Origin of the sequence: Pseudomonas sp. WS 5412, assembly GCF_012985615.1 — a bacterium.
GTDB classification, from domain to species: domain Bacteria; phylum Pseudomonadota; class Gammaproteobacteria; order Pseudomonadales; family Pseudomonadaceae; genus Aquipseudomonas; species Aquipseudomonas shahriarae.
Genome location: NZ_JAARMB010000017.1, coordinates 80,759 through 105,458, shown reverse-complemented (window position 1 = coordinate 105,458; position 24,700 = coordinate 80,759). Strand labels below are relative to the sequence as shown.

The window sequence follows — 24,700 nt, the reverse complement described above, 5'->3', positions numbered from 1 at the left end:
CCTTACTTGGCTGCGCGCTCTTTGGCGATCAACTGGTCGGCAACGTTGAGGGTCGCTTCAGGACCACCTGTGGAGCCCAGGTCAAAGCGGTACTTGCCGTTGACGATCAGGGTTGGAACGCCTTGCACGCCGTACTTCTGCGCAAGATCCTTGGCCTGTTTGATCTGGCCCTTGATGGCAAAGGAATTAAAGGTGGTCAGGAACTTGTCCTTGTCCACGCCCTGGGTGGCGAGGAAGTCAGCCATTTCCTCAGGCTTGGTCAGGCGCTTGCCTTGTTTCTGGATTGCCTCGAACACCGCGTTGTGGACCTTATGCTCCACACCCATGGCTTCCAGGGTCAGGAACATCTGGCCGTGGGCATCCCAAGGGCCGCCGAACATGGCCGGGAGGCGCTTGAAGTTCACGTCCGAAGGCAGCTTCTCGGCCCAAGGGTTGATGGTCGGCTCAAAAGAGTAGCAATGCGGGCAGCCATACCAGAACAGCTCTACGACTTCGATCTTGCCCGGCACGGAAACCGGCACCGGATTGGCCAATTCAACATAAGTCTTGCCCGCTTCAAGCGGCACATCGGCGGCTTGGGCGGTCATGCCGAACAGGCTGGCAGTGACGAGAGCGGCGCTGAGGATCAATTTACGCATGCTTTACTCCTGGACAAATAAAGTCGCCTCGCGCGACCTTTTTTATGACAGGTCTACACGGGCATGAGTTCGTTAGTGTAACGGTAGCGGCCACAAAAAAGGGCGGCCTCAGCCACCCTTTTTATGCTTGCATCGACGGATTAATCGAGCGTTAACGTTACCGCTGATGTACCCCCGGTCTTGCGCACCTTACTTGTGCAGGCCCTGGATGTAGCTGGCTACCGCTGCAATGTCTTCGTCACTCAGTTTGCGCGCAATCGTACGCATGGTCATTGCATCGCCATCGTTGGCACGGCCGGCTTCTTCCTTGCGGAAATCAGTCAGTTGCTTGGCAATGTACTGGGCGTGCTGGCCACCCAGGTGCGGGAAGCCTGCTGCGGCGTTACCCGAGCCATCCGGAGAGTGGCAGCCGGTACAGGCCGGCAGGCCTTTGTCGAGGTCGCCGCCACGGAACAGCTTTTCACCACGTTCGACCAGTTTTGGATCCGCCGCCCCCACGCTGCCTGCCTGGCTGGCGAAATACGCCGCGATATCCGACAGGTCCTGATCGTTGAGATTGGTCAGCATGCCGGTCATTTCCAATACCGTTCGCTTGCCGTCCTTGATGTCGTGCATCTGCTTGGTCAGGTATTTCTCACCCTGGCCCGCCAGTTTTGGAAAGTTGGGTAACGGACTGTTGCCATCCGCTCCATGGCAGGCACCACATACGGCGGCCTTTGTCTGGCCAGCAGTAGCGTCACCTGCAGCATGGGCAACACCAGTGATGCCCAAGGTCAACAGCAGACTCACGATCAATTTGTTCATCAGCTAATCCAATTACGGCTAAAGGTTATAGAGTTATGGACCGGGTCTACTCGCTCATCAAAACAATGATGGCCTGGTAATCCTCGGCACGGCATTCCATGCACAAACCACGCGGCGGCATCGCCTTGAAACCCTGGGTCACATGCTGCACCAGCGTATCCATGCCTTGCGCCAGCCTCGGCGCCCAGGCTGCCTGGTCACCCCGCTTGGGGGCCATTGGCAACTGCCCGGCATGACAAGCCGCACAAACGCGGTTGTACACAGCTTCCGGATCCTGTGTAGCCTGCGCACTGTAAAGTGGTATCAGGACACCGACAGCTAGCAGCCACTGGGTCATACGTCGACCTTTTCAGGGTTTGGAAGCGTTTTGCGTTCTAATGCGCAATAAAGGTCTATCGCTCCCGTGAACTTCATCCTTCGCTGGGACAAAGCACACACAAAATCTGCGGCATTATATACTGGCGCCACTGAAACGGGAACGACACTACTTGCCGCACCCATTCCCGGCACCGCCCACATCGGAAATCCCATGCAACTCAAGAACCCCATCCTCGGTCTGTGCCAACAGTCCACGTTCATGCTCAGCGCCGCCAAAGTCGACCAATGCCCCGACGACGAAGGCTTTGAAGTGGCCTTCGCCGGGCGCTCCAACGCCGGTAAGTCCAGCGCGCTCAACACCCTGACCCATGCCAGCCTGGCTCGCACCTCGAAAACCCCGGGCCGCACACAGCTGCTCAACTTCTTCAAGCTAGACGATGATCGGCGTCTGGTCGACCTGCCGGGCTACGGTTACGCAAAAGTACCTATCCCATTGAAGCTGCACTGGCAGCGTCACCTGGAAGCCTATCTGGGTGGCCGCGAAAGTCTGAAAGGGCTGATCCTGATGATGGATATCCGTCATCCAATGACCGATTTCGACCTGTTGATGCTCGATTGGGCGGTCGCCAGTGGCATGCCAATGCATATTTTGCTGACCAAGGCCGACAAATTGACCTACGGCGCAGCCAAGAACACCTTGCTCAAAGTGCAGGCCGAAATCCGTAAGGGTTGGGGTGATGCGATCACTATCCAGCTGTTCTCGGCGCCCAAGCGCATGGGCCTGGAAGACGCCTATACCGTGCTGGCAGGCTGGATGGAGCTGGCGGACAAGGGCGCGGAAATCGCCGAGTAACTTTTCTGCAGGCAAAAAAAACCCCGGACTTCGTATGGGGAGGGGAAGTTCGGGGTCCAAGTTCCGGACCGCTAGGGCGGGGTCCAGATATCTGCCAACACTTAACACAACATAGGAGCATTGAAGGGCTTCACCACCCATTCAGTAACTCTGAGTGACTTTTCATGGCTTAAGTTCCGGCGCCCGGAAAAACTATTGGAAATAACTCTCGGAGCTTTCCGATCTATAGGCAGTGCTGCGACGTCATGCCGCAGCACTGCCAGATGATCAGTGCGCCTGGTCCCAGTTATCGCCCACCCCGACTTCCACCAGCAGTGGCACATCCAGGCTCGCCGCACCGCTCATGTGCTCGCGAATCTTCTCGCTGACCTCAGCCACCAGGTCTTCGCGGACCTCCAGTACCAATTCATCGTGTACCTGCAGGATGACCTTGGCGTCCAACCCCGACTCCGTCAGCCAGTTGTCGACCTTGACCATGGCTTTCTTGATGATATCGGCGGCAGTGCCCTGCATCGGCGCGTTGATCGCGGTACGCTCTGCGCCCGCGCGCTCCTGGGGCTTGTTGGAGTGGATATCCGGCAGATACAGGCGGCGCCCGAACAGGGTTTCCACATAGCCCTGGTCGGATGCCTGGGCACGGGTGCGCTCCATGTACTCGCGCACCCCTGGGTAGCGGGCAAAGTACACATCGATGTAGGCCTTGGCCGTCTTGGTATCGACGCCAATATCCTTGCCCAGCTTCTGCGCGCCCATGCCGTAGATCAGGCCGAAGTTGATCGCCTTGGCGCTACGGCGCTGGTCGGACGTGACCTCACCCAGCTCGACCTTGAACACCTCGGCCGCCGTGGCCGTGTGTACATCCAGGTTGTCGCGGAAGGCGTTGAGCAAGCCCTCGTCCTTGGACAGGTGCGCCATGATCCGCAGCTCGATCTGCGAGTAGTCCGCCGCCAGCAGCTTGTAGCCCTTGGGCGCAACGAACGCCTGGCGGATCCGCCGGCCTTCGGCAGTGCGCACCGGGATGTTCTGCAGGTTCGGATCACTGGACGACAAACGCCCGGTAGCGGCCACGGCCTGATGATAAGAGGTGTGGATCCGCCCCGTACGCGGGTTGATCTGCTCGGGCAAACGGTCGGTGTAGGTGCTTTTGAGTTTGCTCATGCTGCGGTACTGCATCAGCACCTTAGGCAATGGATAGTCATCTTCGGCCAGCTTGGCCAGCACTTCCTCGGCGGTAGAGGCCTGGCCCTTGCCAGTCTTCTTCAACACCGGCAGCCCGAGTTTTTCGTAGAGGATTGCCCCCAATTGCTTGGGCGAACCCAGGTTGAACTCCTCGCCGGCGATCTCATACGCCTGACGCTCCAGTTCCACCATCTTGTTGCCCAGCTCGATGCTCTGCACGCCGAGCAGCGCGGCATCTACCAGGGCACCCTGGCGCTCGATCCGCGCCAGTACCGGCACCAATGGCATCTCGATATCCGTCAGCACACTGGCCAGGCTCGGCAGGGCGCAGAGTTGTTCGTACAGGGCCAGGTGCAGGCGCAGGGTCACATCGGCATCTTCAGCAGCGTAGGGACCGGCCTGCTCCAGGGCAATCTGGTCGAAGGTCAGCTGTTTGGCGCCTTTGCCGGCGATGTCCTGGAAGCTGACGGTGTCATGCTCCAGGTACTTCTTCGCCAGGCTGTCCATGTCGTGCCGGGTCGCGGTGGAGTTCAGCACGTAGGATTCGAGCATGGTGTCGAAGGCGATGCCGCGCACGGTGATGCCGTGCGCCGGGTCGCCGCCAATGGCGCAATTGGCCAGGATATTCATGTCGAACTTGGCGTGCTGACCGACCTTGAGCTTGTTAGGGTCTTCCAGCAGCGGCTTGAGAGCCAACAACACCGTATCGCGGTCCAGTTGCTCGGGCACGCCGATGTAGGAATGGGTGAGCGGGATGTAGGCCGCTTCATTGGCCTGCACCGCAAATGAAACCCCCACCAGTTGCGCCTGCTGGGCGTCGACACCGGTGGTTTCGGTATCAAAGGCAAACAACTTCGCGTCATTGAGTTTTTTCAGCCAGACGTCAAAGCGAGCCTGGTCGAGGATGGTCTCGTACTGCGCTTCGACCGGGGCCACAGGCGCTTGGGCCGCAACTGCAACCTGAGCCGGTGCAACGTCAGCGGCAGCCTTGAGCTCGACCCGCTTGGCATCACGCTGAAGCTCATCGATCCAGCTCTTGAACTCCAGCAGGGTGTACAGCTCAAGCAGCTTCTCGCGATCCGGCTCGATCAGGTGCAAGTCTTCCAGGCCAACATCCAGGGGCACGTCGACCTTGATGGTCGCCAACTGGTAGGACAGGAACGCCATCTCTTTGTGCTCTTCCAGCTTGGCCGGCAGGGTCTTGGCCCCACGGATCGGCAAGCTCGGGACAATATCGAGCTGCTCGTAAAGCTCTTTCAATCCGCCGTTCACACCGACCAGCAGTCCCGAAGCGGTCTTAGGACCGATACCGGGAACACCCGGGATGTTGTCGGAGGAATCACCCATCAGCGCCAGATAGTCGATGATCTGCTCGGGAGCGACACCAAATTTCTCCTTTACGCCGTCCACATCCATGGCACTACCGGTCATGGTGTTGACCAAGGTAATGTGCCCATCGACCAACTGCGCCATGTCCTTGTCACCCGTGGAGATCACCACCGGGCGGTCGGCAGCCGCACTGCTGCGGGCCAGGGTGCCGATCACGTCGTCGGCCTCGACACCTTCGACACACAGCAGCGGGAAGCCCAGGGCGATCACGCTCTGGTGCAGCGGCTCGATCTGCACGCGCATGTCATCGGGCATGCTCGGGCGGTTGGCCTTGTATTCGGCGTACATGTCATCGCGAAATGTCCCGCCCTTGGCGTCGAACACTACCGCGAACGGGCTGTCCGGGTACTGCTTGCGCAGGCTTTTGAGCATGTTCAACACGCCCTTGACCGCACCGGTCGGTAGGCCTTTGGATGTAGTCAGCGGCGGCAGCGCGTGGAAGGCGCGGTACAGATATGAAGAACCGTCCACCAGGACGAGGGGGGCTTGGCTCATGAGCAGGATCAACCTTTTCGGCGGGTCTGGCGCTAGAATAGCCGGACCATTGACAACAAAGGGACAAGGTTATCATGCGCACATTCAATCGCCTGCTGTTGACCGGCCTGATTGCACTCGCTCCGATGGCTGCCATAGCGGCAGACGATGCTCCTTCGGGCGATCCGGAAGTCACCATTCGCACGGAAGGCGACAAGACCATCCAGGAATTCCGCCAAAACGGCTTCCTGTACGCAATCAAGGTAACGCCCAAGGGCGGCAAACCGTATTTTCTGGTGCGCGCGGACGGAACCGATGCGAACTTCATCCGCTCGGACCAGCCGGATATGCTGATCCCGTCATGGAAGATCTTCGAATGGAAATGATTTCTTAATTTTAATCGGCGCTGCGGCCCGCGGCGCCCGTACTGGCAGTTTTAACCATGTCTGTGTTCACCCCCCTGGCTCGGCCCGAGCTGGAAACCTTTCTCGCCCCTTACGGGCTCGGCCGCCTGCTCGATTTCCAGGGGATTGCCGCTGGTAGCGAAAACACCAACTTCTTTATCAGCCTGGAACAGGGCGAATTTGTCCTGACACTGGTTGAACGCGGCCCCGTGGACGAAATGCCGTTCTTCATCGAACTGCTCGACGTACTCCACGACGCCGACCTGCCCGTGCCTTACGCCCTGCGCACCACCGACGGCGTGGCCCTGCGCGAATTGGCAGGCAAGCCGGCGCTGCTGCAACCGCGCCTGGCGGGCAAGCACATCCAGGACGCCAACGCCCAGCATTGCGTGCAAGTAGGCGAGTTGCTCGGCCACTTGCACCTGGCCACCCAGGGCGACAAGGTGCTGGAGCGCAAGACCGATCGTGGGTTGGATTGGATGCTCGAGGAGGGCGCGCAGCTGATTTCGCACCTCGACGCCCACCAGCAGCAGCTGTTGCAAACGGCACTGGATGAAATCCAGCAACACAAGGAACAGATCCTCACGCTGCCCCGCGCCAACCTCCACGCCGACCTGTTTCGCGACAACGCGATGTTCGAAGGCACCCACCTGACTGGGTTGATCGACTTCTACAACGCGTGCTCCGGGCCGATGCTGTACGACGTGGCGATTGCCCTGAATGACTGGTGCTCGGACGCCGCCGGGGTGATCGACGGCCATCGCGCCCGCGCACTGCTGGGCGCCTACGCGGCACTGCGGCCGTTCAGCGCCAAGGAAGCCGAGCTGTGGCCGACCATGTTGCGCGTGGCGTGTGTGCGGTTTTGGCTGTCACGGCTGATTGCTGCCGAGTCATTTGCCGGGCAGGACGTGCTGATTCACGATCCAGTGGAGTTCCAGCAACGACTGGAGCAGCGCCAGCAGGCCACTCTCCAACTGCCGTTCGCCCTCTGACGCTGTGGGAGCGGGCTTGCCCGCGATGAGGGCGTGTCAGTCGCCTATCAGCGCCTGATACACCGCTATCGCGGGCAAGCCCGCTCCCACACAAGCCTGCTCCCACAGGGGTTCTATGTCGTCGGTTACAACGACTCCAGGCACCCTGCCAAATCGTTACCCAGTTTCTCCAGCAACTGCTCATACCCCTGGCCCGTGGCCGGGGTGTAGCCGCCCAGGGCATCCAACTCCGCCAGTTTCACCGGCAGGCCAGCCACCAGGGTCTCGGCCAGGCGCGGGCGCAAGGGTGGCTCGCTGAACACGCAGGTCTTGCCCACTTCCTGCAAGCGGGTGCGCATCGCCGCCACATGCTGGGCGCCGGGTTGTACCTCGGCGGCCACGCTGAACACGCCGGTGTGCTTGAGGCCGTAGGCATCTTCAAAGTAGTCGAAGGCTTCGTGGAACACGAAGTAAGGCTTGCCGGCGATCCCCGTCAGGCGCGCTTTCAAACGCAGGTCCAAGGCATCCAGGCGTCCGTTGAAGGCTTGCAGGTTGCTCTGGTAGCGCTCTGCGTTGGCGGGGTCAGCCGCACTCAAGTCCGCCGCCATCCTGGCCGCAATCACCCGCGCATTCACCGGCGACAACCACAAGTGGGCATCCAGGCTGCCGGGGCGATGATCGTGATCATGATCGTCGGCTTCTTCGCCATGGGAGTGATGATCTTCGGCGAAATGCCGCAGCTTCAGGCCCGGCAGTTCCTGCACGGCCACTGTGGGCAAGTTGCGACCCTTGAGGACCCGTGGCAGGAAGCCTTCCATGTCCGGACCGATCCAATACAGCAGATCCACCGATTGCACACGCCGTACGTCGGATGGGCGCAATGCGTAGTTATGCGGCGAGGCTCCCGGAGGCAGCAACACCTCTGGAACCGCCACGCCGTCCTGCACAGCGGCGGCAATCAGCTGTAAGGGTTTGATGCTGGTGAGCACCCGAACCTCGGCCTGGGCAGCCCCGGCAATCAATAAACTGGTGACAAATACGACAAAAACGGCAAAAAGTCGGGACACGATAAGCACTCAAGTCAGCAGGAACGGGTAACATAATAACGTCTCTCACAAATATCTGTCGCCGCTCATGCCTAAAACACCGCTTGCCAGCCGTCCCCACGACCACTCTCACTGCGTGCACAACGCACTGTCGGAGGCCGATGCCCTGTGCGCACGCCAAGGCCTGCGCCTGACCGCCCTGCGTCGGCGGGTGCTGGAACTGGTGTGGCAGAGCCACAAGCCACTGGGTGCCTACGACATTCTCGGCGTGCTCAGCGAGCAGGACGGTCGCCGCGCCGCGCCGCCCACGGTGTACCGTGCGCTGGACTTCCTGCTGGAAAATGGCCTGGTGCACCGCATCGCCTCGTTGAACGCGTTTGTCGGCTGCAACCACCCGGAACACGCGCATCAGGGCCAGTTCCTGATCTGCCGCGAATGCCACGCCGCCATCGAGCTTGAACAAAAAAGCATCAGCGACGCGATTATCAAGAGTGCCGGCGATGTCGGCTTCCGAGTCGAAGGGCAGACCGTCGAAGTGGTTGGCATCTGCTCGGGCTGCCAGGGGGCTTGATGAGCACTGCGCTGATCCGCCTGGAACAGGTCGGCGTCACGTTCGCCGACCAGAACGTGCTGGACAACATTGACCTGAGCGTCGAGCCGGGGCAGATCGTCACCCTGATCGGCCCTAACGGCGCCGGCAAGACCACCCTGGTACGCGCGGTACTGGGGCTGCTCAAGCCCGACAGCGGCAGTGTCTGGCGCAAGCCCAAGCTGCGCATCGGCTACATGCCGCAAAAACTGCACGTCGATCCGACCTTGCCGCTCTCGGTGCTGCGTTTCCTGCGCCTGGTACCGGGCGTGGACCGCACTCGCGCCCAGGCTGCGCTCAAGGAAGTGGGTGCCGAGCAGGTCATCGACAGCCCGGTCCAAAGCATCTCCGGCGGCGAAATGCAGCGCGTGCTGCTGGCCCGCGCCCTGCTGCGCGAACCCGAATTGCTGGTGCTCGATGAACCGGTGCAGGGCGTCGACGTCGCCGGCCAGGCCGAGCTCTACAGCCTGATCACCCGCCTGCGCGACCGGCATGGCTGCGGCGTGCTGATGGTGTCCCATGACCTGCACCTGGTGATGAGCACCACCGACCAAGTAGTCTGCCTCAATCGCCACGTCTGCTGCTCCGGCCACCCGGAGCAGGTCAGCGGCGACCCGGCGTTCGTCGAGCTGTTCGGCAAAAACGCCCAGAGCCTGGCGATCTACCACCACCGTCACGACCATGCCCACGACCTGCATGGCGCCGTGGTCGCCGATCCGACTGCCCCTCATACCCACGTCCACGGAGATGGCTGCAAGCATGGCTGATTTTCTGCTCTATGCCCTGCTTGCAGGCTTGGCTCTGGCGCTGGTGGCGGGCCCGCTGGGTTCGTTCGTGGTCTGGCGACGCATGGCCTACTTTGGCGACACCTTGTCCCACGCCGCCTTGCTCGGCGTGGCCCTGGGCTTTTTGCTGGACGTCAGCCCGACCATTGCCGTGACCGTCGGCTGCCTGCTGCTGGCGGTGCTGCTGGTGACCCTGCAACAGCGCCAGCCACTGGCATCGGACACGCTGCTGGGGATCCTTGCGCCGAGCACCCTGTCCCTGGGCCTGGTGGTGCTGAGCTTTATGCATGAAGTGCGCATCGACCTGATGGCCTATCTGTTCGGCGACCTGCTGGCCATCAGCCCCACGGACCTCGCCTGGATTCTCGGCGGCAGCGCTGCGGTGCTGATTCTGCTGGTAGCCCTGTGGCGACCGCTGCTGGCAATTACCGTCCACGAACAGCTGGCCACTGTCGAAGGCCTGCCCGTACCAGCGCTGCGCATGACCCTGATGTTGCTGATCGCGGTGGTGATTGCTGTCGCAATGAAGATAGTCGGCGTATTGTTGATCACGTCGCTATTGATCATCCCCGCCGCCGCCGCCCAGCGTCATGCACGCTCGCCGGAACAGATGGCGGTTGGCGCCAGTTTGCTGGGGATGCTTGCCGTGTGTGGTGGCCTGGCACTGTCCTGGTTCAAGGACACCCCGGCCGGGCCGTCGATTGTGGTCACGGCCGCCGCACTGTTTCTGCTGAGTTTTGTCCTGCCCCGTCGAGGGGTGTAGACTTGCTCGCTTTTTGCGCAATTAGAGAGTCGCAGGAATGAAGCCGTTCACCTCCCGTTATCTGCTCCTTGCCGCATTTTCCCTGCTGCTGGGCGCCTGCCAAAGCACCCCGCCCGTCGCCCCCGAGGTGCCGGATGCGCGCGCTGTGGCCATTGCACAGCTGGAACAAAACCTGGCCAGCAGTGAGCTGGCCACCGCCGAGGACCAACTCGCCGCGTTGCAGGCCCAATCGCCCGACGACCCGGCACTCGAGCCGTATCAGCGCCAACTGGCCGAGGCCTATTTGCAGCGCAGCCAGATCGTCCTGCAGAAAGGCGATGTCAACGCCGCCGCGACGGCCTTGAGCCGCGCCCGGGCGTTGATGCCCAAGGCTCCCGCGCTGACCGGTGGGGTCAACAACGCCATCGCCCACGCGCGCAAAGCCGAGCTGGATAAAGCCGAAGCCGCCCTGAAAGCTGCCGAAGCCAAGCCGCCAGCCAAGGTCATCGACCCCACCGCCGAAAGCACCACGGTGGCGCTGAACCTCACGGATATCCAGGAATTGCGCCATCAACTGGATGCCATCGCCACCGATGTGGTGAATTACCAGTGTGATGTGAGCATCCAGGTGCCGCGCACCGAGGATTACCCGTGGTTGAGCACGCTGCTGACTAAACGGGTAAAGCGGATTGATTCAGGGTACGACCTGAAGATTCATCGGCAGATCCTCAGGCATATTCCGGCGCAGGTTGTGTTGATTCCGCGTAAAGCCGACTGAAGCCAATCGCGGGCAGTGCGAAGATTCGACTTGCCCGCGATGGCGCCCTATCAAGCAACCAATGACTTAAGCCGGAACCGCCTTGGCCCTAGGCTCCCGTTCCCAGACCCGATGCTGGGCAATCGCCGCAATAAACGCCTTCAACGCCTTGGCATCCCCGCCGACAATCAGTCCCGCATCCGCCTCCAGCTTCAACACCGCCAGCAACTGCTTCGCCTCACCCGCCAAGGCAATCGCCTTCAAATGCTTGTACGCCTCCAGCAGGTAATGCAACGCCACGCCGTCGCCGCTCAACGCCTGGATCGACTTCGCCCCACCCGGCACAAACACCGCATCAAACGCGACTGACGGCAGGCCTTCCATCGAGGCGTCCACCGCCAGGCTCTTGCCATCGGCGGTGGTCACCGGCGCCGAGGTCGGCCCGAGTAACTTGGCATGGGCGCCTTCTGCGGCCAGCGCCTTTTTCAGCGCGGCAATCGCGGCACCATCCACACCATTGGCCGCCAGGATCGCCACCTTGCGCGTCTTGATATCCCCCGACAGCAGGTTGGCCTGGCTCAAGGCCGGCGAACGCTCCGGTGCAGTATTGCGCACCGGCACGGTGCCTTTTTTCGGCGCCGGCAGGCCCAGGTTCTCGGCCACGCGCTTGGCCAGGCTCAGGTCGATATTGGCGAGGATCTCATTGACCTGACGCGCGCGGATAAACTCACGCTCGACCTTGCCCAGCTCAAAGCTGTAGGCCGCGATGATGTGCTCCTGCTCGTGCTTGCTCATGCTGTTGAAGAACAGGCGTGCCTGGGAAAAATGGTCGCTGAACGATTCACTGCGCTCACGGATCTTGTGCGCGTCGATGCGCTCCGGGTACGACTCGAAACCGCCGTCCTGTGCTGCCGGCGGGGTTTCTTTCGGCCAGCCGCCATCAATAGAGTTCGGCTCATAGGACGCGCGGCCTTTATCGACGGTGCTGCGGTGCATGGCATCGCGCTGGTTGTTATGCAGGGGCGTCAGCGGCTGATTGATCGGCAACTGGTGAAAGTTCGGGCCACCTAGACGGCTGATCTGTGTGTCGGTGTAGGAAAACAACCGACCTTGCAGCAGCGGGTCATTGGAGAAGTCGATACCCGGCACGATATGGCCTGGGCAGAACGCGACCTGTTCGACTTCAGCGAAGAAGTTGTCCGGGTTGCGATTGAGCACCATCTTGCCCAGCGGGGTGATGGGCACCAACTCTTCCGGAATCAACTTGGTCGGGTCGAGGATATCGAAGTCGAACGCGTGCTCCTTATCTTCCGGAATCACCTGTACGCCCAGTTCCCACTCCGGGTAATCGCCCATCTCGATCGCATCCCACAGATCGCGACGGTGGTAGTCGGTATCTTTACCGGCCAATTTTTGCGCTTCGTCCCACACCAGGGAGCAGGTACCCGCTGTCGGGCGCCAGTGGAATTTGACGAAGTTGGATTGACCCTCGGCATTCACCATGCGGAACGTGTGCACCCCAAAACCCTGCATGCTGCGCAGGCTTTTTGGAATGGCGCGGTCGGACATCGCCCAGATCACCATGTGCGCCGATTCCGGCTGCAGCGAGACAAAATCCCAGAACGTATCGTGAGCCGAGCCGCCGGTAGGAATTTCGTTGTGCGGCTCAGGCTTTACCGCATGCACGAAGTCAGGAAACTTGATCGCGTCCTGAATGAAAAATACCGGCATGTTGTTGCCCACCAGGTCGAAGTTGCCTTCGTCGGTGAAGAACTTCACGGCAAAGCCGCGCACGTCACGCACCGTATCGCCTGAACCACGCGGGCCCTGCACTGTGGAAAAACGCGTGAACACCGGGGTTTTACGGCCTGGGTCACGCAGGAAACCCGCCTTGGTCAGCTCCGAATGGTTTTCATAGGTCTGGAAGTAGCCATGGGCGCCAGTGCCGCGGGCGTGCACGATGCGCTCCGGGATACGTTCATGGTCAAAGTGCGTGATTTTTTCACGCATGATGAAATCTTCCAGCAGCGAAGGCCCCCGGGCGCCAGCTTTCAGGGTGTTCTGGTTATCGGAGATTTTCACCCCCTGATTGGTGCGCAGCGCCTGGCCTGTGGCGTCGGAACGGAATTTTTCCAGGCTTTGCAGCTTGGCATTGGTGTTGCCACGGTCCAGGGTATCGGTGCCTGCAAGCTCGCTCTTGGGCGGCGTAGCGGGTTTTTTGGTACTCATCAGACAAAACTCCTCGTTTGCGTAGGCCAGAGCGGTCCCTGGCTCGTGTGAGCAAAACCCCGGGCACGGCACCCGGGAAATCGAGTTGCTTAAGTAGTGACTGACGGGATTTTTTACCGTTCCTTTTTTATGACCTTTGATCGCGTTATTGCCAAATCGCTGGTTGAATACGAAATAAATGCTAAGAAACGCTATACGGACAGGCTAAAATGCGCGCCCGGCTAACCGCTGATCCCTTTTCAATGCGCCCCACAAGGTTCGCTACGTGATCGAGTTTCATAACGTCCATAAAACCTACCGGGTCGCCGGCAAGGATATTCCCGCACTGCACCCCACCAGCCTGCGCGTCGAGAACGGCCAGGTGTTTGGCCTCATTGGCCATTCCGGCGCGGGAAAAAGTACCCTGCTGCGCCTGATCAATCGTCTGGAAGAGCCTTCGGGCGGCCAGATCAAGGTCGATGACGAAGAAGTCACCGCCCTGGATGCCAACGGCCTGCGCCGTTTCCGGCAGCAGGTCGGGATGATCTTCCAGCACTTCAACCTGCTGGCCTCCAAGACCGTCGCCGACAACGTCGCGCTGCCACTGACCCTGGCGGGCGAACTGTCGCGCCGCGAGATTGATGCGCGCGTGGCCGAGCTGCTGGACCGGGTCGGCCTCGCAGACCATGCCAAGAAGTACCCCGCGCAGTTGTCCGGCGGCCAGAAGCAGCGCGTCGGTATCGCCCGCGCCCTGGCCACCAAACCGAAAATCCTGCTGTGCGACGAAGCCACCAGTGCCCTCGACCCGCAGACCACCGCCTCGGTCCTGCAACTGCTGGCCGAGATCAACCGCGAGTTGAAGCTGACCATCGTGCTGATCACCCATGAAATGGACGTGATCCGCCGTGTCTGCGACCAGGTGGCCGTGATGGACGCCGGGGTGATTGTCGAGCAAGGCCCGGTGGCCGACGTGTTCCTGCACCCCAAGCACCCGACCACCAAGCGTTTTGTGCAGGAAGCCGAGCAGGTCGATGAAGGCGAGCAGCGTGATGTGTTCGCCCATGTGCCAGGCCGCATCGTGCGCCTGACGTTCCAGGGCGAAGCGACCTACGCGCCACTGCTGGGTACCGTCGCCCGCGAAACGGGTGTGGACTACAGCATCCTCGCCGGCCGTATCGACCACATCAAAGATACCCCTTACGGGCAACTGACCCTGGCCATCACCGGCGGTGACATGGAAGCGGCGTTCGCGCGCTTTACCGCAGCCGATGTGCATATGGAGGTCCTGCGTTAATGGACGTGCTACTGCATTACTTCGACAACGTCGACTGGGCTGATATCTGGGTTGCCACCAGCGACACCATGCTGATGCTCAGCACCTCGCTGTTTTTCACCGTCCTGGTCGGCCTGCCACTGGGCATCCTGCTGTTTCTTTTCAGCCCACGGCAGTTGCTGGAGCAGAAAACCACTTATGCCGCCCTGGCATTCGTGGTCAACGCCATCCGCTCTCTGCCGTTTATCATTCTGCTGATCGTGATGATCCCCACCACGGTGTTCCTCACCGGCACTTCGCTGGGCGTGGCCGGTGCGATTCCACCGCTGGTGGTAGGCGCTTCGACGTTCTTCGCACGGCTGGTGGAAACCGCCCTGCGCGAGGTCGATCGCGGCATCATCGAGGCGACCCAGGCCATGGGCGCCACCACACGGCAGATCATCACCAAGGCGCTGCTGCCCGAGGCAAAGCCGGGCATCATTGCTGCAATCACCGTGACCGCCATTGCCCTGGTGGGCTACACCGCCATGGCGGGTGTGGTGGGGGCCGGCGGTCTGGGCGACCTGGCGATCCGTTATGGCTACCAGCGCTTCCAGGATGACGTCATGGTCGTGACCGTGGTGATGTTGATTGTGCTGGTGCAGATTCTGCAAACCATCGGCGATAAGCTGGTGACACACTACTCTCGAAAATAAAGGCGATTGCCGGCCCCCGCCGGCAGATGCCCGAACAAGGAGCTTGTTGGATGAAAAAACTACTGGTTGCTTTCGCCGCGGTTGCCGCGTTTTCCGCCCACGCCGCCGAGACCCTTACGGTCGCCGCCACACCGGTGCCGCACGCGGAAATCCTTGAATTCGTGAAGCCGGCCCTGGCCGCGCAAGGCGTGGACCTGAAGGTCAAGGTGTTCACCGACTACGTGCAGCCGAACGTACAAGTGGCCGAGAAGCGCCTGGACGCCAACTTCTTCCAGCACCAGCCGTACCTGGATGAGTTCAACAAGGCCAAGGGCACCCACTTGGTCAGCGTCGCCGGCGTGCACCTGGAGCCACTGGGCGCGTACTCCAGCAAGTACAAGACCCTGGCCGAGCTGCCGAACGGTGCCAATGTAGTGATCCCTAACGACGCCACCAACGGCGGCCGCGCGCTGTTGCTGCTGGCCAACCAGGGCCTGATCACCTTGAAGAACCCGACCGATATCCTGTCGACCATCAAGGACATCACCGGCAACGAAAAAGGTCTGAAATTCCGCGAACTGGAAGCCGCCACCCTGCCGCGCGTGCTGACCCAGGTCGACCTGGCGCTGATCAACACCAACTACGCCCTGGAAGCCAAGCTGGACCCTTCCAAGGATGCCCTGGCGATCGAAGGCAACGACTCGCCTTACGTCAACATCCTGGTGACCCGCGAGGACAACAAGGATTCGGACGCGGTGCAGAAGCTGGTCAAAGCCCTGAAGACCCCGGAAGTGAAGAAATTCATCAACGAGAAGTACAAAGGCGCGATCCTGCCGGCGTTCTGATCGGTCTCCAACACACCGCAGATCAGAATGTGGGAGCAGCTTTATGTGGGAGCGGGCTTGCTCGCGATGCAGGCGCCGCGGTGTATCAGTTACACCGCGGTGATGCTATCGCGAGCAAGCCCGCTCCCACATTTGTTTTGTATGGTCAGCAAAATAGCCGTTCGGCTCAGTTGCGCTGCAACAACCCCGGCAACTGCGCCACCAGCTTCTGGTTGTTCAACGGCGCACGAATAAACCCGCGCTGGGTGCCGTCCGGGCCGATCAACGCCAGGTTGCCGCTATGGTCGACGGTGTAGTTCGGCTTGCTGGTATCCGCCGGAATAAACGGAATGCTCACGGCATTCGAGACCTTCTGCACCTCTTCCACATTCGCCCCGGTCAGGCCTGCAAATTGCGGATCGAAATAGCTCAGGTATTGCTTGAGCTGCGTCGGGGTATCGCGATGCGGGTCAACGCTGACCAGGATCACCTGCAGCTTATCCACCACGTCCTTGGGCAGCTCGCTCTTGATTTGCCGCAACTGGGCGAGGGTGGTCGGGCAAATGTCCGGGCAGAAGGTGTAGCCAAAGAACAGCACGCTCCACTTGCCCTTCAACTCATTGACCAGCACCGGCTGGCCGTCCTGGTTGGTCATGGTCACAGGCGGCAGCTGGCGGCTTTGCGGCAGCAGGATAATGCCCGCGTCGATCAATGCCGTGGGGTCGCCCTGGCCCTTGCCAGACAGCACTTTGTTGACGGTCAGGCCCATGATCAACGCCACCAGGGCCACCAGGATAAAGACAGTTTTTTGAGTTCGAGTCATAGGTTCAACAATAAGTAGTGGTCTACGAGCAGGGCGATAAATAGCAAAAACAGGTACCAGATAGAGTACTTGAAGGTATTGATCGCCGCGTGCGGCCGACTGCCACGGTACAGCACCCAGGCCCATTGCAGAAAGCGCGCACCCAGAACCAGCGCACACCCCAGGTACAACAGCCCGCTCATATGGATCACATAAGGCATCAGGCTCACCGCCAGCAGCGCGAAGGTGTAGAGCAGGATATGCACCTTGGTGTAGTGCTCGCCGTGGGTCACCGGCAGCATCGGGATATCGGCCTTGGCGTACTCCTCCTTGCGATGGATGGCCAGGGCCCAGAAGTGCGGCGGGGTCCAGGCGAAGATAATCAGCACCAGCAACAACGGCTCGGCACTCACATGCCCGGTGACCGCCACCCAACCGAGCAACGGCGGCGCCGCGCCGGCCAGGCCGCCGATCACGATGTTCTGCGGCGTCGCCCGCTTGAGAAAACCGGTGTAGATCACCGCATAGCCCAGCAGCGAGGCCAAGGTCAGCCAGGCCGCCAGTGGGTTGGTAAACGCCAGCAACAAGCCCAGCCCGGCCACCGCCAGCGCCAGGGCAAATGTCAGCGCGGCGGCCGGCGACACCCGGCCTTCCGCCAGCGGCCGCTTATGGGTGCGCGCCATCAGCGCGTCGATGCGCCGGTCCACCACATGGTTGACCGCCGCCGCGCCGCCGGCACACAGGGCAATCCCCAGGTTGCCGAAGATCAGCACCGTCCACGGCACCCCGGCGCGGGTGGCGAGAAACATACCCACCAGCGAGGTGATCAACATCAGCACCACCACCTTGGGCTTGGTCAGCTCCAGGTAGTCGCGCCAGATCGCCTGGCTGTGACGCTCGCCAATCAAGGTCGCCATGGCATCTCTCCTTTAAGGGTAATCAGACCCGACACGTGCTTGCGCGGGCTGAAGCGCCAACCGAACGGCACTTGATGGCGGACCCGCACCAGGCTGGTACGGGCGTGGTAATTGACCAGCACCAGGGTCAGCAGCAACGCTGCTCCGCCGGCGTTATGGGCGACCGCCACCGGCAGCGGCAAATGAAAGTACACATTGCTCAGGCCCAGGCCGATCTGCACGGCCAGGGCGACCAGCAGCAGGCCCGCCAGGCGGGTCATGCCCACCGCCTTGAGCTGCCAGGCCAGGCCCAGCAGCGCCACAGTCACCACCAGCGCGCCCAGGCGATGGGTCAGGTGAATCGCCGTACGCGCATCACTGTCCAGTTGCCCGCCCAGGTAGTTGGGGCCGATATGCTGGGTCAGGTGAAAGCCATTGGCAAAATCCGCCGCCGGCCACCACTCGCCATGGCAGGTCGGCAAGTCGATACAGGCCACCGCCGCATAGTTGGAACTGACCCAGCCACCGAGGGCGATCTGCCCGATCACCAGCACCAGGCCGGCGGTGGCCCAATACTGCAAACGCCGGGGCACGATCAGCGCCGGCAACACCCCGGACAGACGCAGGGTCAACAGAAACAACAGGCTTAACGTCGCGAAGCCTCCCAGCAAATGCCCAGTGACCACCTGCGGCCAGAGCTTGAGCGTCACCGTCCACATGCCAAAGGCTGCCTGGGCAAACACCACAACCAGCAGGAACAGCGGCAGCTTCAACGGCTGCCCCGGATGCCGGCGATGGGTCCAGGCGCGGGTGGCCAACAGCGCGATCAACAACCCCAGGGTGCCCGCCGCATAGCGATGGACCATCTCGTTCCAGCCTTTGTCGGCCTCCACCGGCGTGTCCGGGAAGTGCAACTCGGCATGGGCCAACTGGGCCTCGCTTTTCGGCACGCTGATAAAGCCATAGCAACCCGGCCAGTCCGGGCAACCGAGGCCGGCATGGGTCAGGCGCGTGTAGGCGCCCAGCAGCACCACAATCAGCGCCAGCAGGGTGGCAAACAGCGCGAGGCGAAATCCAGGTTTGGCCATGACGATGCCCTTATCCGATATTCGACAGTTTCAGCAGATGGCGCAGGTCGTTGAGCAGATCCTTGCCCTTGACCCGCGCGTCATAGCGCAGCACCAGGTTGCCGTGGGGGTCAACGATCCACAGTTGCGCATCGCCCGGCGCGGCGGCGTTTTGCTTGAAGGTCGGCAGGTCCAGGGGCAAGCGCCGCAATTGCGGGTATTCGGCTTTGAGCTTGGCCTCGTACGCGGCGCTGACCGGCTGCGCACTGGCCAGGGCATGGCTGGCACGGGACGCATCACGCCCCAGGCCGATCTGCAGTTGGCGCGCGAGGTAGACCAACTGCTGGCATTCGGCGGCGCAGGCCGCGGGTGCGGTCACCAGCAATTGCCAGCGCTCCTCGTCAGCCTGTACGCCGATATCGGCGCGGGTCTGGCCGTTGCCGATCATCTCGCCATGATCACTGCGGTTATCCGGCACCCAGAACTGCCACTTGTACATCAGGGTCGCCAGCACCATCGGGCCGATCACCATCAGCAGGATCAGGATCAGTTGCCAGCGCCCCTTGCTGCGATTGGGCGCCGCTGGCGTGTCAGACATGTTGAGTGGATTCATGGCCGCTCCCATGGTGCTTCTCCCTTGCGTTGTGCCAGCCGAGGTAGAGGTAAAGGCCCAGCAGCGCCAGCGCCATGGCGAACCACTGCACGGCATACCCCACGTGTTTTTCCGGCCCCATGGCCACCACCGGCCATTGGGTTTCATAGGTCGCCGGGCCCGCTTCGGCCCGTAGTTCAAAGGCAAACCCGCTGCGCTCCAGCTCGGCCCACAGCGCCTGCGGGTGCAGCGCCGTCAGCAGGCGCGGCCATTGCGCGGCTGCCGGGTCGGCGTGTAGCTGGAACGTCTCGCCGGGGGCGACATACACCCAGGCGTTGATATTCAAAGGTTGGTCGGGGGTGGTGAAAGCTGGCGGCGTACGCCGATCCGGCCACGGCAGCCAGCCGCGATTGAGCAACAGCCACTGGCCGCTGGCCTGGTCATGAAAGGGTTGCAGCAACTCGACGCCGGCCTTGCCGTCGCGCATGCGGTTATCCAGCAGCACGCTGTGCCCGGCATCGAACTCCCCGCGCAACTGCACCCGGCGAAAGGCCGGATCAGCCACCGCCGCCAGTTGCGCAACGCTGATAGGCTGCGCCGCCCGGCGCTCGGCGTAACTCTGGAGCAGCGCCTGTTTTTCCTGGCCACGGGACAACTGCCAAAAACCCAGGAACACCATCAACGGCAGCAACACCAGCACCACCAGGGTCGGTGCAATCCCGGGGCGAAAGCGTTTCATGGCGTTACCGCGAAGGTCGATGCTGCGCTGGCTATACTGAATCTCATTGCCCGCCCCTCAAAATAAAGAGCCCTGGAGCCTGACCATGCTCAAAGCCGCTATTGCCCTGATGCTGATCGCTACCGTTGTGAGCCTGTTCAGTGGCTTGTTCTTTCTGGTCAAGGACGAAGGCCACTCCAATCGCCTCGTCACCGCCTTGACCGTGCGTGTGGTGCTGGCCGTGATCACCCTGGCGCTGATCACCTGGGGGTTCTTCAGCGGCCAGCTGGTTTCCCACGCCCCCTGGTAAGCCGCTACAGCACGTAGACGAAGAAAAACAACCCGATCCACACCACGTCGACAAAGTGCCAATACCAACTGGCCGCTTCGAAACCGAACTGGTGCTCGGCATTGAAATGCCCCTTGAGGATGCGCATCAGCATCACGAACAAAATGATCGTGCCGATGGTCACGTGGGCGCCGTGAAAGCCGGTGAGCATGAAGAACGTCGCGCCATACACCCCGGACCCCAGCGTCAGGCCCAGCTCTTTATAGGCGTGGATATATTCCTCGGCCTGGAAGCCGAGGAACGCCACCCCCAACAACACGGTAATCGCCAGCCAGATCTTCAGCGCGCCGCGATGGCCCTTGCGCAGGGCGTGGTGGGCGATGGTGATGGTCACGCTGGAGCTCACCAACAAGATGGTGTTGACCAACGGCAGGCCCCACGGGCTGATGGTGCCTTCCGGCGCCGGGAACAGCTTGGGATCCGGGTTGTTGAGCAGCGGCCAGGCGAACTCGAAGTTGGGCCACAGCATATGGGCAATGCCCTTGGAGCCCTCACCGGCGAGCCACGGCGCCGACAGATGCCGCACATAGAACAGCGCGCCAAAGAACGCGATGAAAAACATCACCTCGGAAAAGATGAACCAGGTCATGCCCCAGCGGAACGAGCGGTCCATCTGCGCGCTGTACAAGCCGGCGCGGCTTTCTTTGATCACCGCGCCAAACCAGCCAAACATCATGTAGGCCAGCAGCAGGCTGCCAACGAAAAAGATCAGCGGGCCGTGGGATTCCGGGCGTGCCGCCTTAAGGTCGTTGAACCACACACCCAGGCCATACACGGTGATCAACAGCCCAAACGTGGCAATTATTGGCCATTTGCTTTGCGCTGGTACGTAGTACGTATCATGAGTCGACATGTATCCGTTCTCCTAATCGAGCCCGCAGGCACGCCTAGCCGCCGGTATGGACAGCCACGGGCGGTTGGCGCGCAGTGATATCGAACAGCGTGTACGCCAGGGTCAAATGCTTCACATCCTTGGGCATGTCGCGGTCGACAATGAAGCGCACCGGCATCTCGATGCGCTCTCCCGGCTGCAGCACTTGCTGGGTGAAGCAAAAACACTCGGTCTTGTGGAAGTACATCGCCGCTTCGGCCGGGGAGATACTCGGGATCGCCTGGGCTGTCATCGGCTTGTCGGTGGGGTTGAAGGCCACGAACACCATCTCGTTGACCGCACCGGGATGGACCACGATTTCGTCGGCCCTGGAGTGGAATTCCCAGACCATATCGATGGCATTGGTTGACAGGAACTGCACCCGTATCTGGCGCGAGGGGTCGACCACCTGCGAGCCTTCGTACTGCCCGGCGGTCTTGCCGTTGATGCCAAACGCTTTGCACATCACGTCGTAGATCGGCACCAGGGCAAAGCCGAAGGCGAACATCGCCAGCACCAGGATGAGCAGGCGCGTGACCAGGCGGTTGAGAGGTACGGAGTCAGCCATGACGCCCACCTGGGCGAGCTGGCTTCGCGATGAGGCCCTCAAGCTCTGCAGGGGTCTTGAGGCCGCCATCGCGGGCAAGCCCGCTCCCACAGGGGATCGGGAGTGTTTTCATGACCGGGTTCATTTGACCTCCGGCGGCGTGGTGAAGGTGTGGTAGGGCGCCGGTGAAGGAATGCTCCACTCCAGCCCTTCGGCGCCATCCCACGGCTTGGCCGGTGCCGGCTGGCCGCCACGGATGCACTTGATCACGATAAACAGGAAGAAAATCTGCGTGGCACCGAACATAAAGGCGCCAATCGACGACACCATGTTGAAGTCGGCGAACTGCAGGTTGTAGTCCGGCACCCGCCGCGGCATGCCGGCCAGCCCCACGAAGTGCATGGGGAAGAACGCCATGTTCATCCCCACGAACGACAGCCAGAAGTGCAGCTTGCCCAGGGTTTCGTCGTACATGTGGCCGGTCCATTTCGGCAGCCAGTAGTAGGCCGAGGCGAAGATCCCGAAGATTGCGCCGGGCACCAGTACGTAATGGAAATGCGCCACCACAAAGTAGGTGTCGTGGTACTGGAAGTCCGCCGGGGCAATGGCCAGCATCAGCCCGGAAAAGCCACCGATGGTGAACAGGATCACAAAGGCCACGGCAAACAGCATCGGTGTCTCAAAGGTCAGCGAGCCTTGCCACATGGTGCTGACCCAGTTGAACACCTTGACCCCGGTGGGCACCGCGATCAGCAGGGTGGCGTACATGAAGAACAACTCGCCCACCAACGGAATGCCCACCACGAACATATGGTGCGCCCACACGATAAACGACAGGAACGCGATACTCGCCGTGGCGTAGACCATCGAGGTGTAGCCAAACAGCGGCTTGCGCGAGAAGGTCGGGATGATCGAGCTGACGGCACCGAAGGCCGGCAGGATCATGATGTACACCTCGGGATGGCCGAAGAACCAGAACACATGCTGGAACAGCACCGGGTCACCGCCGCCAGCGGCGCTGAAGAAGCTGGTGCCGAAGTGGATATCCATCAGCATCATGGTCACGCAACCGGCCAGTACCGGCATCACTGCGATCAGCAGGAAGGCGGTGATCAGCCAGGTCCAGACAAACAGCGGCATCTTCATCAGCGTCATGCCGGGTGCGCGCAGGTTGAGGATGGTCGCGACCACGTTGATCGCGCCCATGATCGAGCTGATGCCCATCAGGTGGATGGCAAAGATAAAGAACGTCACGCTTTCCGGGGCGTAAGTGGTAGAGAGCGGGGCGTAGAAGGTCCAGCCAAAGTTCGGCCCACCGCCCGGGCTGAACAACGTCGAGACCAGCAGCAGGAACGCCGCCGGCAGCAGCCAGAAGCTGAAGTTGTTCATGCGCGGTAGGGCCATGTCCGGCGCGCCGATCATCAGCGGGATCATCCAGTTGGCCAGGCCGACAAACGCCGGCATCACCGCGCCAAACACCATGATCAGGCCATGCATGGTGGTCATCTGGTTGAAGAACGCCGGCTCGACGATCTGCAGGCCCGGCTGGAACAGCTCGGCGCGGATCACCATGGCGAACGAACCACCCAGCAGGAACATGGCGAAGCTGAACCACAGGTACATGGTCCCGATATCTTTGTGGTTGGTGGTCAGCACCCAGCGCATCAAGCCCTTGGCGGGACCGTGGGCGTGGTCAGCGGCATGACCGTGGTCATCAATCACAGTGCTCATGACCGTTCTCCTGCAAGCGGATGGGCGGGGCGGTTCAGGGCATACGCAATGAAGAGGTTCATTTGCTTTCCGCCTGTTTGATGGCCAGCACGTCTTTAGGCGTGACCATGTCGCCTTTGTTGTTGCCCCAGGCGTTACGCTCGTAAGTCACGACCGCTGCAATATCGACTTCCGACAGTTGCTTGCCGAAGGCCGCCATCGCCGTACCGGGCTTGCCGTGGTAGACGATGCTCAGGTGGTCTGCCGCCGGTCCAGTGGCGATCTTCGAGCCTTTGAGCGCCGGGAACATCGGCGGCAGGCCCTGGCCTTCGGCCTGGTGACAGGCCACGCAAGTGGTGTGGTAGACCTTGTCGCCACGGGCCACCAGCTCTTCGAGTGTCCACTCTTTGGAGGTCAGCTCCTTGAGCTTGGCAGCTTCCTCCTTGCGCTCGCCGAGCCAGGTGGCGTAGTCGGCCTTGGACTTGACCTCGACCACGATGGGCATGAAACCGTGGTCTTTGCCGCACAGCTCCGCGCACTGGCCACGGTAGATGCCGGGCTTCTCGACCCGGGTCCAGGCCTCGTTGACGAAACCGGGGATGGCATCGCGCTTGACCGCAAACGCCGGCACCCACCAGGAGTGGATCACGTCGGCGGCAGTCACCAAGAAGCGCACCTTGGCGCCCACTGGCAGCACCAGCGGCTGGTCGACTTCCAGCAGGTAGTGTTCGCCCTTGGTGGCCTGGTTATGGATCTGCTCGGCGGGGGTGGCCAGGTTGCTGAAGAACTCGACGTCCTGGCCCAGGTATTTGTAGTGCCACTTCCACTGATAGCCGGTGACCTGGATATCGATATCCGACTCACTGCTGTCGTAGATGTTGATCAGGGTCTTGGTCGCCGGAATGGCCATGGCGACGAGGATCAGCAAGGGCACCACGGTCCAGAGAATTTCCACCGTCGTACTTTCGTGGAACTTGGCCGCCACTTGGCCCGTGGAACGTCGATGCATAATCATCGACCAGAACATGGCGCCAAACACGATGATGCCGATCACCACACAGATCCAGAAGATGGTCATGTGCAGGTCGAATACGGCGTGACTGACTTCCGTGGCCCCTGGTGCCATATTCACCGTCCAGGCGGCCTGCGCCTGGCTGAATACTGACCACAAGAGTAAGCCCATCCAAACATGTGGATGTCGCGTCATTGCGGGTTCCCCT

At 61.3% G+C, this 24,700-nt stretch carries 26 protein-coding genes; 11 read left to right on the top strand and 15 right to left on the bottom strand.

Annotated elements, in window-relative coordinates:
* Positions 1 to 2 precede the first annotated feature (2 nt).
* The 3 genes from dsbA to HBR94_RS20895 all read right to left on the bottom strand — a co-directional run bounded on the left by dsbA (position 3) and on the right by HBR94_RS20895 (position 1,779).
* A complete protein-coding gene (gene dsbA, locus HBR94_RS20905) occupies positions 3 to 638 on the bottom strand; it encodes a thiol:disulfide interchange protein DsbA (RefSeq protein WP_057439247.1) in 636 nt (211 codons plus the stop codon).
* 189 nt (positions 639 to 827) lie between these two features.
* Positions 828 to 1,442 (bottom strand): cytochrome c4, encoded by a 615-nt coding sequence (locus HBR94_RS20900; RefSeq protein WP_057439248.1) that lies wholly within the window; start codon positions 1,440 to 1,442, stop codon positions 828 to 830.
* A gap of 46 nt (positions 1,443 to 1,488) precedes the next feature.
* The gene (locus tag HBR94_RS20895; protein ID WP_057439249.1) at positions 1,489 to 1,779 is read right to left on the bottom strand and encodes a c-type cytochrome; all 291 of its coding nucleotides are present in this window, start codon (positions 1,777 to 1,779) and stop codon (positions 1,489 to 1,491) included.
* A 192-nt stretch (positions 1,780 to 1,971) separates the two neighbouring features.
* Here HBR94_RS20895 and yihA point away from each other — a divergent pair, with 192 nt between their 5' ends.
* A complete protein-coding gene (gene yihA, locus HBR94_RS20890) occupies positions 1,972 to 2,613 on the top strand; it encodes a ribosome biogenesis GTP-binding protein YihA/YsxC (protein WP_032862650.1) in 642 nt (213 codons plus the stop codon).
* 267 nt (positions 2,614 to 2,880) lie between these two features.
* On the opposite strand, the gene polA is transcribed toward yihA, so the two are convergent.
* On the bottom strand, positions 2,881 to 5,676 hold the full coding sequence (gene polA, locus HBR94_RS20885) for a DNA polymerase I (RefSeq protein ID WP_169960468.1): 2,796 nt from the start codon (positions 5,674 to 5,676) through the stop codon (positions 2,881 to 2,883).
* A 74-nt stretch (positions 5,677 to 5,750) separates the two neighbouring features.
* On the opposite strand from polA, the gene HBR94_RS20880 reads away from it, so the two are divergent.
* On the top strand, positions 5,751 to 6,041 hold the full coding sequence (locus HBR94_RS20880) for a DUF2782 domain-containing protein (protein WP_169960467.1): 291 nt from the start codon (positions 5,751 to 5,753) through the stop codon (positions 6,039 to 6,041).
* 56 nt (positions 6,042 to 6,097) lie between these two features.
* Complete coding sequence (locus HBR94_RS20875) at positions 6,098 to 7,051, top strand: homoserine kinase (protein ID WP_057439250.1); 954 nt, start codon at positions 6,098 to 6,100, stop codon at positions 7,049 to 7,051.
* 125 nt (positions 7,052 to 7,176) lie between these two features.
* Here HBR94_RS20875 and HBR94_RS20870 read toward each other — a convergent pair whose 3' ends face one another.
* Positions 7,177 to 8,106, bottom strand: coding sequence for a zinc ABC transporter substrate-binding protein ZnuA (locus tag HBR94_RS20870; RefSeq protein WP_057439251.1), 930 nt, complete (start codon positions 8,104 to 8,106; stop codon positions 7,177 to 7,179).
* A 46-nt stretch (positions 8,107 to 8,152) separates the two neighbouring features.
* Between HBR94_RS20870 and HBR94_RS20865 the strand changes: the two genes are divergently transcribed.
* From HBR94_RS20865 to HBR94_RS20850, 4 genes are read left to right on the top strand one after another with little or no spacing between them, the layout of a single operon-like run.
* The gene (locus HBR94_RS20865) at positions 8,153 to 8,647 is read left to right on the top strand and encodes a Fur family transcriptional regulator (RefSeq protein WP_169851371.1); all 495 of its coding nucleotides are present in this window, start codon (positions 8,153 to 8,155) and stop codon (positions 8,645 to 8,647) included.
* Positions 8,647 to 9,432, top strand: a complete 786-nt coding sequence (znuC, locus tag HBR94_RS20860; RefSeq protein ID WP_057444838.1) for a zinc ABC transporter ATP-binding protein ZnuC — start codon at positions 8,647 to 8,649, stop codon at positions 9,430 to 9,432. The genes HBR94_RS20865 and znuC overlap by 1 nt, the downstream gene beginning before the upstream one ends.
* A complete protein-coding gene (gene znuB / locus HBR94_RS20855) occupies positions 9,425 to 10,213 on the top strand; it encodes a zinc ABC transporter permease subunit ZnuB (protein ID WP_029290341.1) in 789 nt (262 codons plus the stop codon). The genes znuC and znuB overlap by 8 nt, the downstream gene beginning before the upstream one ends.
* A 37-nt stretch (positions 10,214 to 10,250) precedes the next feature.
* Complete coding sequence (locus tag HBR94_RS20850; protein ID WP_120731142.1) at positions 10,251 to 10,970, top strand: PA5502 family lipoprotein; 720 nt, start codon at positions 10,251 to 10,253, stop codon at positions 10,968 to 10,970.
* Positions 10,971 to 11,036: 66 nt separating this feature from the next.
* On the opposite strand, the gene katE is transcribed toward HBR94_RS20850, so the two are convergent.
* A complete protein-coding gene (katE, locus tag HBR94_RS20845) occupies positions 11,037 to 13,208 on the bottom strand; it encodes a catalase HPII (RefSeq protein ID WP_262383410.1) in 2,172 nt (723 codons plus the stop codon).
* A 235-nt stretch (positions 13,209 to 13,443) separates the two neighbouring features.
* Here katE and HBR94_RS20840 point away from each other — a divergent pair, with 235 nt between their 5' ends.
* The 3 genes from HBR94_RS20840 to HBR94_RS20830 are packed head-to-tail and all read left to right on the top strand — an operon-like array spanning position 13,444 to position 15,949.
* Positions 13,444 to 14,451, top strand: a complete 1,008-nt coding sequence (locus HBR94_RS20840) for a methionine ABC transporter ATP-binding protein (protein WP_057439253.1) — start codon at positions 13,444 to 13,446, stop codon at positions 14,449 to 14,451.
* The gene (locus HBR94_RS20835; RefSeq protein WP_029290333.1) at positions 14,451 to 15,125 is read left to right on the top strand and encodes a methionine ABC transporter permease; all 675 of its coding nucleotides are present in this window, start codon (positions 14,451 to 14,453) and stop codon (positions 15,123 to 15,125) included. Before HBR94_RS20840 ends, HBR94_RS20835 begins: the two co-directional genes overlap by 1 nt.
* A 50-nt stretch (positions 15,126 to 15,175) precedes the next feature.
* Entirely contained in the window at positions 15,176 to 15,949 is a 774-nt protein-coding gene (locus tag HBR94_RS20830) for a MetQ/NlpA family ABC transporter substrate-binding protein (RefSeq protein WP_057444837.1), read from the top strand.
* Between the two features lie 166 nt (positions 15,950 to 16,115).
* Here HBR94_RS20830 and HBR94_RS20825 read toward each other — a convergent pair whose 3' ends face one another.
* The 5 genes from HBR94_RS20825 to HBR94_RS20805 are packed head-to-tail and all read right to left on the bottom strand — an operon-like array spanning position 16,116 to position 20,024.
* Positions 16,116 to 16,751, bottom strand: coding sequence for an SCO family protein (locus HBR94_RS20825; protein ID WP_057439255.1), 636 nt, complete (start codon positions 16,749 to 16,751; stop codon positions 16,116 to 16,118).
* On the bottom strand, positions 16,748 to 17,647 hold the full coding sequence (gene cyoE / locus HBR94_RS20820) for a heme o synthase (protein ID WP_057444836.1): 900 nt from the start codon (positions 17,645 to 17,647) through the stop codon (positions 16,748 to 16,750). Before cyoE ends, HBR94_RS20825 begins: the two co-directional genes overlap by 4 nt.
* Positions 17,635 to 18,714, bottom strand: a complete 1,080-nt coding sequence (locus tag HBR94_RS20815) for a COX15/CtaA family protein (protein ID WP_128593083.1) — start codon at positions 18,712 to 18,714, stop codon at positions 17,635 to 17,637. Before HBR94_RS20815 ends, cyoE begins: the two co-directional genes overlap by 13 nt.
* A gap of 10 nt (positions 18,715 to 18,724) precedes the next feature.
* Positions 18,725 to 19,318, bottom strand: coding sequence for a hypothetical protein (locus tag HBR94_RS20810; protein WP_057444848.1), 594 nt, complete (start codon positions 19,316 to 19,318; stop codon positions 18,725 to 18,727).
* Positions 19,284 to 20,024 carry an SURF1 family protein gene (locus HBR94_RS20805; protein WP_170045471.1) on the bottom strand — a complete coding sequence of 247 codons (741 nt, stop codon included), beginning with the start codon at positions 20,022 to 20,024 and terminating at the stop codon, positions 19,284 to 19,286. The genes HBR94_RS20810 and HBR94_RS20805 overlap by 35 nt, the downstream gene beginning before the upstream one ends.
* Before the next feature lie 85 nt (positions 20,025 to 20,109).
* Here HBR94_RS20805 and HBR94_RS20800 point away from each other — a divergent pair, with 85 nt between their 5' ends.
* On the top strand, positions 20,110 to 20,313 hold the full coding sequence (locus HBR94_RS20800; protein WP_017528731.1) for a twin transmembrane helix small protein: 204 nt from the start codon (positions 20,110 to 20,112) through the stop codon (positions 20,311 to 20,313).
* Positions 20,314 to 20,317: 4 nt separating this feature from the next.
* On the opposite strand, the gene HBR94_RS20795 is transcribed toward HBR94_RS20800, so the two are convergent.
* The 4 genes from HBR94_RS20795 to coxB form a co-directional block, all read right to left on the bottom strand.
* Positions 20,318 to 21,205, bottom strand: a complete 888-nt coding sequence (locus tag HBR94_RS20795) for a cytochrome c oxidase subunit 3 (protein WP_128593085.1) — start codon at positions 21,203 to 21,205, stop codon at positions 20,318 to 20,320.
* 34 nt (positions 21,206 to 21,239) lie between these two features.
* Positions 21,240 to 21,791: a cytochrome c oxidase assembly protein gene (locus HBR94_RS20790; protein ID WP_057439257.1), complete on the bottom strand. Its 552-nt coding sequence runs from the start codon at positions 21,789 to 21,791 to the stop codon at positions 21,240 to 21,242.
* Between the two features lie 120 nt (positions 21,792 to 21,911).
* Positions 21,912 to 23,501 (bottom strand): cytochrome c oxidase subunit I, encoded by a 1,590-nt coding sequence (gene ctaD / locus HBR94_RS20785; protein ID WP_057439258.1) that lies wholly within the window; start codon positions 23,499 to 23,501, stop codon positions 21,912 to 21,914.
* A 58-nt stretch (positions 23,502 to 23,559) separates the two neighbouring features.
* Positions 23,560 to 24,687, bottom strand: a complete 1,128-nt coding sequence (gene coxB, locus HBR94_RS20780; RefSeq protein WP_170045470.1) for a cytochrome c oxidase subunit II — start codon at positions 24,685 to 24,687, stop codon at positions 23,560 to 23,562.
* Positions 24,688 to 24,700: the final 13 nt, after the last annotated feature.

What these genes read in the sequence shown, in the direction of transcription:
- dsbA (WP_057439247.1), bottom strand. Translation starts at nt 638, where the DNA reads ATGCGTAAATTGATCCTCAGCGCCGCTCTCGTCACTGCCAGCCTGTTC.
- HBR94_RS20900 (WP_057439248.1), bottom strand. Translation starts at nt 1,442, where the DNA reads ATGAACAAATTGATCGTGAGTCTGCTGTTGACCTTGGGCATCACTGGT.
- HBR94_RS20895 (WP_057439249.1), bottom strand. Translation starts at nt 1,779, where the DNA reads ATGACCCAGTGGCTGCTAGCTGTCGGTGTCCTGATACCACTTTACAGT.
- yihA (WP_032862650.1), top strand. Translation starts at nt 1,972, where the DNA reads ATGCAACTCAAGAACCCCATCCTCGGTCTGTGCCAACAGTCCACGTTC.
- polA (WP_169960468.1), bottom strand. Translation starts at nt 5,676, where the DNA reads ATGAGCCAAGCCCCCCTCGTCCTGGTGGACGGTTCTTCATATCTGTAC.
- HBR94_RS20880 (WP_169960467.1), top strand. Translation starts at nt 5,751, where the DNA reads ATGCGCACATTCAATCGCCTGCTGTTGACCGGCCTGATTGCACTCGCT.
- HBR94_RS20875 (WP_057439250.1), top strand. Translation starts at nt 6,098, where the DNA reads ATGTCTGTGTTCACCCCCCTGGCTCGGCCCGAGCTGGAAACCTTTCTC.
- znuC (WP_057444838.1), top strand. Translation starts at nt 8,647, where the DNA reads ATGAGCACTGCGCTGATCCGCCTGGAACAGGTCGGCGTCACGTTCGCC.
- znuB (WP_029290341.1), top strand. Translation starts at nt 9,425, where the DNA reads ATGGCTGATTTTCTGCTCTATGCCCTGCTTGCAGGCTTGGCTCTGGCG.
- HBR94_RS20850 (WP_120731142.1), top strand. Translation starts at nt 10,251, where the DNA reads ATGAAGCCGTTCACCTCCCGTTATCTGCTCCTTGCCGCATTTTCCCTG.
- HBR94_RS20835 (WP_029290333.1), top strand. Translation starts at nt 14,451, where the DNA reads ATGGACGTGCTACTGCATTACTTCGACAACGTCGACTGGGCTGATATC.
- HBR94_RS20830 (WP_057444837.1), top strand. Translation starts at nt 15,176, where the DNA reads ATGAAAAAACTACTGGTTGCTTTCGCCGCGGTTGCCGCGTTTTCCGCC.
- HBR94_RS20825 (WP_057439255.1), bottom strand. Translation starts at nt 16,751, where the DNA reads ATGACTCGAACTCAAAAAACTGTCTTTATCCTGGTGGCCCTGGTGGCG.
- cyoE (WP_057444836.1), bottom strand. Translation starts at nt 17,647, where the DNA reads ATGGCGACCTTGATTGGCGAGCGTCACAGCCAGGCGATCTGGCGCGAC.
- HBR94_RS20815 (WP_128593083.1), bottom strand. Translation starts at nt 18,714, where the DNA reads ATGGCCAAACCTGGATTTCGCCTCGCGCTGTTTGCCACCCTGCTGGCG.
- HBR94_RS20810 (WP_057444848.1), bottom strand. Translation starts at nt 19,318, where the DNA reads ATGGGAGCGGCCATGAATCCACTCAACATGTCTGACACGCCAGCGGCG.
- HBR94_RS20805 (WP_170045471.1), bottom strand. Translation starts at nt 20,024, where the DNA reads ATGAAACGCTTTCGCCCCGGGATTGCACCGACCCTGGTGGTGCTGGTG.
- HBR94_RS20800 (WP_017528731.1), top strand. Translation starts at nt 20,110, where the DNA reads ATGCTCAAAGCCGCTATTGCCCTGATGCTGATCGCTACCGTTGTGAGC.
- HBR94_RS20795 (WP_128593085.1), bottom strand. Translation starts at nt 21,205, where the DNA reads ATGTCGACTCATGATACGTACTACGTACCAGCGCAAAGCAAATGGCCA.
- HBR94_RS20790 (WP_057439257.1), bottom strand. Translation starts at nt 21,791, where the DNA reads ATGGCTGACTCCGTACCTCTCAACCGCCTGGTCACGCGCCTGCTCATC.
- ctaD (WP_057439258.1), bottom strand. Translation starts at nt 23,501, where the DNA reads ATGAGCACTGTGATTGATGACCACGGTCATGCCGCTGACCACGCCCAC.
- coxB (WP_170045470.1), bottom strand. Translation starts at nt 24,687, where the DNA reads ATGACGCGACATCCACATGTTTGGATGGGCTTACTCTTGTGGTCAGTA.